This is a genomic window from Chryseobacterium sp. 2TAF14, assembly GCF_052115105.1.
Classification (GTDB): Bacteria; Bacteroidota; Bacteroidia; order Flavobacteriales; family Weeksellaceae; genus Chryseobacterium.
Window position 1 is genome coordinate 1 of record NZ_JBFRGA010000170.1, and the last position, 6,001, is coordinate 6,001.

The 6,001-nt window shown below is 34.9% G+C and carries 6 protein-coding genes; all 6 read left to right on the plus strand.

Annotated elements, in window-relative coordinates:
* The first annotated feature begins 286 nt into the window (after window positions 1-286).
* The 6 genes from AB4Y90_RS14635 to lepB (AB4Y90_RS14660) all read left to right on the plus strand — a co-directional run bounded on the left by AB4Y90_RS14635 (window position 287) and on the right by lepB (AB4Y90_RS14660) (window position 5,929).
* A complete protein-coding gene (locus AB4Y90_RS14635; protein ID WP_441558282.1) occupies window positions 287-1,060 on the plus strand; it encodes a ParA family protein in 774 nt (257 codons plus the stop codon).
* A gap of 59 nt (window positions 1,061-1,119) precedes the next feature.
* Window positions 1,120-2,010, plus strand: coding sequence for a ParB/RepB/Spo0J family partition protein (locus tag AB4Y90_RS14640; RefSeq protein ID WP_441558283.1), 891 nt, complete (start codon window positions 1,120-1,122; stop codon window positions 2,008-2,010).
* Complete coding sequence (locus AB4Y90_RS14645; protein ID WP_441558284.1) at window positions 2,011-2,649, plus strand: DUF5683 domain-containing protein; 639 nt, start codon at window positions 2,011-2,013, stop codon at window positions 2,647-2,649.
* Window positions 2,650-2,690: 41 nt separating this feature from the next.
* A complete protein-coding gene (gene dapB, locus AB4Y90_RS14650) occupies window positions 2,691-3,392 on the plus strand; it encodes a 4-hydroxy-tetrahydrodipicolinate reductase (RefSeq protein WP_441558285.1) in 702 nt (233 codons plus the stop codon).
* 123 nt (window positions 3,393-3,515) lie between these two features.
* Window positions 3,516-5,249 carry a signal peptidase I gene (gene lepB / locus AB4Y90_RS14655; protein ID WP_441558286.1) on the plus strand — a complete coding sequence of 578 codons (1,734 nt, stop codon included), beginning with the start codon at window positions 3,516-3,518 and terminating at the stop codon, window positions 5,247-5,249.
* Window positions 5,249-5,929, plus strand: coding sequence for a signal peptidase I (gene lepB, locus AB4Y90_RS14660; protein WP_441558287.1), 681 nt, complete (start codon window positions 5,249-5,251; stop codon window positions 5,927-5,929). Before lepB (AB4Y90_RS14655) ends, lepB (AB4Y90_RS14660) begins: the two co-directional genes overlap by 1 nt.
* Window positions 5,930-6,001: the final 72 nt, after the last annotated feature.

Here is a 6,001-nt window from a genome sequence, read left to right on the forward strand (position 1 = left end):
ACGCAGAAGCGATCAGAACCATTAAAGGAGTAAAAGGAAAATGGATTCCTGGTAAAAATAAAAAAGGAGAGTCTGTAAGAAGTTATTTCAAGTTTCCGATTTCAATGAAATTTGATAATTAATATCTTAAACACAAATCTCAATAGTTATCCACAAAGATTTATTTTTGTGGATAATTTTTTTGATGTCTWAATTGCTTGTTAACAATATTTTAACTCTATTTTCGTTTTAGTCATTCCCCAAGAGCAGAGAAAAAAGTGTATTTTTGAGGCTTAAAGTTTGAGCAATGGCAAAAATTATAGGTATCGCTAATCAGAAAGGTGGAGTAGGAAAGACTACTACTGCCGTAAATTTAGCTGCAGCATTAGGAGTTTTAGAAAAGAAAATTCTTATCATTGATGCAGATCCGCAGGCAAATGCAACATCAGGTCTTGGTGTGGAAGAAGTGCAGTATTCTACCTATAATCTTTTGGAACACAGTGTTGAAACCAGAAACTGTATTCAGAAAACCGCAACGCCGAATCTCGATATCGTACCTTCTCACATCGATTTGGTAGCTGCCGAAATTGAACTGGTAGACAAAGACAATCGTGAATATATGCTGAAACAGGCTTTGCAGGAAGTAAGAGACGATTACGATTATATTATCATCGATTGTGCACCGAGTTTAGGTTTGATTACGGTGAATGCTTTAACAGCAGCAGATTCTGTAATTATCCCAATTCAATGTGAATATTTTGCTTTGGAAGGTTTGGGAAAACTTTTGAACACGATTAAAAACGTTCAGAAAATTCATAATAAAGATTTGGATATTGAAGGTTTGTTGTTAACGATGTACGACAGTCGTTTGAGACTTTCTAATCAGGTGGTGGAAGAGGTAAACTCTCACTTTCCTGAAATGGTTTTCGAAACCATTATCAGCAGAAACGTACGACTGAGTGAGGCGCCAAGTTTTGGGGAAAGTATTTTAAATTATGATGCTGAAAGTAAAGGTGCTATTCAATACATTCAGCTTGCAGAAGAGGTTTTATTGAAAAACGAAAATTTAGTAAAAAATTAAAATGATTTTTGTATTTAATAATTAATCAATTATCATTAATCAATAATCATTTATACAGAATGAAGGACAAAAAAAGAGCGATGGGACGTGGTTTGGGAGCAATTCTGAGTGCAGAATCCAAAGCAACGGTCAATACCGCAACTGATGAAGGAGCAGATAAATTTGTAGGAAACATCATGGAAGTTTCCATTGAAGATATTTATCCAAACCCGACACAGCCAAGAACTTATTTTGATGAAAAAGCATTAAACGAACTTGCACAGTCGATTACTAATTTAGGGGTAATTCAACCTATTACGTTAAGAAAAGACGGTGAAAAGTTTGAGATCATTTCCGGGGAAAGACGTTTCAGAGCAAGTAAAATTGCTGGTTTAACGACTGTTCCGGCATACATTCGTTTGGTAAATGATCAGGAGCTTCTTGAGATGGCTCTTGTGGAAAATATTCAGCGTGAAGATCTTGATGCGATCGAAATTGCATTGACGTATCACAGACTTTTGGAAGAAATTGGTCTTACTCAGGAAAATTTAAGCCAGAGAGTAGGGAAAGACAGAAGTACGATTACAAACTCAATCAGGTTGCTAAGATTAAGTCCGGATATTCAGAATGCGATCCGAAGCGGAGAAATTTCTGCCGGTCACGGAAGAGCAATTATCAGTCTTGAAAATGAAGAGCATCAGCAAATTTTATTTGATTTAATTATTAAAGAAAAATTAAATGTTCGTCAATCTGAACAAGCTGCCACAGCTTTGAAAAATCCGAAATCTCCGGCTGCCAAAAGAGCAAAAGCTGAGCTTTCAAACAATTATAAAAGAGCGCAGAAAACCATTGCAGATATTCTTGATGTAAAAGTTGAGATAAAAACAACAGGAAACGGCAAAAAAGGCAAGATTGTTTTAGATTTTAAAAATGAAGATGAGCTGGAATATATTTTATCTCATATTAAATAAATGAAAAAAATAGTTTTCACCTTTTTTCTTTTTTTATCAGGGCTGGCTTTTTCGCAGACCAATCCCAGAGATACCATCAGATTAGAGCATTATGCTACTGACAGCATTCCCGCTGCAAAACCTCAGGCTGAAGCCAAAGTTGTTGAAGATATTGAAAAAGCAAATGCACCCGCATCTTTAAAAGTAAAAAAACTGAATCCTACAAAAGCAGGTCTTTACTCTGCGGTTTTACCAGGTTTGGGACAGGTTTACAACAAAAAATACTGGAAAGTTCCCATTGTCTGGGGAGCGGTAGGAACCGGAGTGGGTATTGCGATCTGGAACCAGAATCAGTATAAAAAGTACCGTGAATATTACGTTGCCAAACTTAATGGTGCGCAAAATGACTTCTTAGACAGGAATCCTACTCTTGATAAAGTGGCATTGGGAAATGCGCAAGACAGAGTAAAAAGACAGAGAGATTACGCCATTGCGATTACAGGTTTAATTTATATTTTAAATATTGTAGATGCTGTTGTAGATGCGCATTTGTATGAAGGCCGTAAAGATCCTGATTTAACGTTTGCTCCTGCCGTGATCTATGATGATTACAACATCAACCCGCCAAAAACTGGTTTGGCTCTAAGCTTCAGATTTTAAAAATAATAACAATAATATTAAGATAAAAGTTTCAAAATTTTATGAAAATAGCATTAGTCGGATACGGAAGAATGGGGAAGATAATCGATGAGATTGCCTTAAAAAGAGGTCATGAAGTAGTTGCCCGACTGAAAGAGACTCCGACTACTGAAAATCTTAATAATCCGGATGTGGTGATCGAATTTTCACTTCCTGAAGTGGCTTTTGATAATATTAAAGCGTGTCTCGAAAATAAAATCCCGGTAATCTGCGGAACAACAGGCTGGCTGGAAAGAAAATCTGAAGTGGAGCAATTGGCTGTTGAAAATGAAACTGCATTTTTATACGGTTCAAATTTCAGTTTAGGCGTAAATTTATTTTTTGCTTTAAACGAAAAACTGGCAGATTTAATGAAAAATGTTGATGAATATTCTTGTCAGCTGGAAGAAATTCACCATATTCACAAACTTGATGCACCAAGTGGAACAGCGATTTCTCTTGCAGAAGGAATTATTAAAAACAACGATAAATTTGATGCATGGAAGCTGGAAGATACACAGGAAAAGCAATTGGGTATTTTTGCCATCCGTGAAGATGAAGTTCCGGGAACGCATTCTGTGTATTACAGAAGCGAAGTAGACGAGATCGAGATAAAACATAAAGCATACAACAGAAACGGCTTCGCTTTGGGAGCAGTTGTTGCTGCAGAATGGATTAAAGATAAAAAAGGAAACTTTACAATGAAAGACGTTTTAGGACTCTAAATTTGTAACAAAATCCCTACATTGCAAACTAATACGAGTGAATGGTGAATTGTCAATAATGAATCTATTATCATTTATTACTCATCATTAATCATTTATAAAATAGATTAGGCACAAAAATTTATGAATTATTTTTTAACGTATACAGTTTATGTTCTCATTTTATCAGTATTGATGGGGATTTCCACTTGGAAGCTGTTTAAGAAACTAGGGTACAATCCGTTATTCGCATTTATCCCTTTCTATAATTATTTCATTATCCTTAAAGAAACGAAACACCCGAAATGGTGGGCAATTTTATCATATTTACCGATTGTAGGTCCTATTATGATGAGTGTTTTTCATTTGTATTTAATGAAAAAATTCGGGAAAAATCTTTTTAAAGACCAGTTGTTGACTGTGATTTTACCGTTTATCTATATGGCAGTGGTAAATTATTCTAAAGATACCGAGATTGAGGATGAAAATGATCTGTATTTAACCGAAGAAGAAAAAAGCGCAAAAAAGAAAGATACCTTTATGGGATCAATCACTTTTGCAGTAGTTTTTGCAACGATCATCCACGTTTTTGTAACGCAGCCTTTCGGAATTCCTACCGGATCAATGGAAAGAACTTTATTGGTAGGGGATTTCCTTTTTGTAAATAAATGGAGCTATGGTTACAGATTGCCAATGCGTCCTGTAGCAATTCCTTTCCTTCAGGGAACGATAATGGATACTGGAGAAAAAGGGAATCCTAAAGACGATCCTAAATCTTACGTGGAAGGTGTAAAATTACCATACGAAAGAATTTTCCAATTCAATAAGCCTCAGAAAAATGATATTGTAGTTTTCAACTATCCGAGAGATTCTGTGCATGTTTCATTAGACAGAGCAGATCCTTATGTAAAAAGATGTGTTGCCGTTGCAGGTGATACTTTTGAGATGAGAAACGGCAGACTTTTCGTAAACAATAAACCGGAAACTGTTTTAGGAGATCAGGAAGTTCAGCATAAATATATTGTAACTACGGGAAGTCAGTTAGATATTCCTGCTCTTTATAATATGTATGGTTTTTTACCTGTTCAGGAATCTCCAATTTATGAGGAGAATCCAATGACGAAAGAGAAAACAGTAAAAGGATATAATTACTATTTTCAAGGACTTACTGATAAAACTGCTTCTGAAATTAAAGCATTACCTCAAGTTGTAAATTTTGAAGAAGAGATATTAAAACCTGAAGAATCTGGAGTATCGCATTATTTCAAGAAAGATGAAAATGGTGATTTTATAAGAGGTGAAAATGGTTATCCTATAGAAACAAGTAAAATTGATACTACTAATTCAATTTTTCCAATAAATAGAGGCTGGAATCAGGATCAGTACGGACCGATTAGAATTCCTAAAAAGGGTGATGTTGTTGTCATTAATCAACAAACATTGCCTGAATATCAATGGATTATTAAAAATTATGAACATAATTCGTTGGAAAATAAAAACGGCAAAATTTTTATCAACGGAAAAGAAACCAATCAATACACCATTCAGCAAGATTATTATATGATGATCGGAGATAACAGAGATGCTTCTCTTGATGCAAGATTCTTTGGTTTTGTTCCTGAAGAAAATATCGTCGGAAAGCCCATGTTTACATGGATGAGTTTAGAAGGAGCTTTCACAGACGGTAATTCAAGCTATCAAGCGAATAAAGGATCATTTTTTGGAATGAAAATCCGTTGGGACAGAATGTTTAAAGCAACCAACACCGGAGAAGCCAACAAAACTTCATATTGGTGGATTGCAGCCATGATTCTTATTCTGTTCTTTGGCTGGGAATATTTTATGAAATTATTCGGAAAGAGAAAAGAAGAAGAATAGTGTTTAAAAATAAAATTTTCAATAGAGTACTCCTCATCGGAAGCTTTATTGTCAGCATACTCATTATTGCAAAACTCTCTGGGGTTTTGCAATATGCTTTTTTACCTACAGCAGGAAGCGAGCCTACAATCAAAAGAGGAAGCTGGGTTTTTATGAGCAGTATTCTTCCTTACGATAAAAATAAAATTCTTGCTTACGAACAAAGAAACCCGGATCATTTTCCGGGAACATATGCACAACGATTAGTAGGTACTGAAGGTGATAAGATTCTCATAAAAGATGGAATTTTGTATGTGAATGATTCGCTTATTGATGGGAAATTTGATGTGAAACGATCATATAAAATCGATCGAGGCTTTGCCAATCATCTCATAGAAAAAGGTTTTCCCGAAGAAGATTTTCATAATATTGATGAGAATCATTATATAACTTATTTATCTGATAAGGATCTACAATCAGGATACTTTTTCGAAAGATTTTCTTCCTATACAGAAACCGATCCCGATATATTTAAAACTTTTGGCAAAAACTGGAATGCCGATAACTTCGGTCCAATCACGGTTCCGGCAGGAAAAGTTTTTTTTCTTGGTGATAATCGTAATGCTAGCTTAGATTCCAGATATGTAGGGTTTGCTGATGAAAAAGACATTGTCGGAAGAGTTTTTTATCCTAAAAATTAATTAAATGCAAAATATATTATTACCGGTATTTTACTTACCACCCATTTCCTGGTTTTCAGAATTTTTAAATGC